This window comes from Aerococcus sp. L_32, assembly GCF_050689315.1.
Genome location: NZ_JBOEQF010000846.1, coordinates 1 through 796 on the forward strand (window position 1 = coordinate 1; position 796 = coordinate 796).

The 796-nt window shown below is 42.3% G+C and carries 1 protein-coding gene; it reads right to left on the minus strand.

Annotated elements, in window-relative coordinates; all coding sequences use genetic code 11:
• Positions 1 to 796 (minus strand): DapH/DapD/GlmU-related protein (locus ACRCJ0_RS16845; protein ID WP_431391305.1); only part of this gene is annotated, 796 nt, incomplete at both ends.

A 796-nucleotide genomic window follows, 5' to 3' on the forward strand; every position in this document is an offset into this window, starting at 1 on the left:
AAATGCATTGGCTTCAACGTTTACAGGTGAAATGATAGTCACGTCAGACCCGATAAATGAGTTGTCCCCGATTGTTGAATGGTGTTTGTTCACACCGTCGTAGTTTGCAAAAATCACACCGCAAGAAACATTGATATTTTTGCCTAAAGTTGCGTCACCAATATAAGTTAAATGACCAACCTTAGTGCCCGCACCAATATGCGCTTTTTTAATTTCCACAAAGTTTCCGATATGGGCATTTTCATCAATAACAGATGCCGGGCGTAAGTGGGCATTTGGTCCAATATCCACGCCATCGTTCACTTGACTTTCTTCAATTTCAGAAGCACGGACTTTCACACGGTCACCAATCTTAGAATCGCGGATTGTTGTCCCTGCGTGAATATGGCAGTCTTCACCAATCACAGTACCCCCTTTAAGGTATACGTTTGGTTCAATCACCGTATCCGCACCAATTTCAACGCTAGCTTCAATGTAAACCGCATCCGGGTCTACAATCGTTACCCCATTGCGCATATGGAATTCGTTAATACGCTTAAACATGGTTTGGTTAGCTTGCGCTAAAGCCACACGGTCATTTACCCCAAGTGACTCATCTAGGTTATCCATTTGGAAGGCCCCAACAGCCTCGCCAGCTTCCTTCAAGATTTCAATCACATCTGGCAAGTAGTACTCACCTTGGGCATTGTCATTACCGACTTTATTTAAAGCGTCGAATAACAAAGCATTATCAAAGACATAAGTCCCTGTGTTAATTTCAGTAATTAATTTTTCAGCATCATTAGCATCCTTTTGT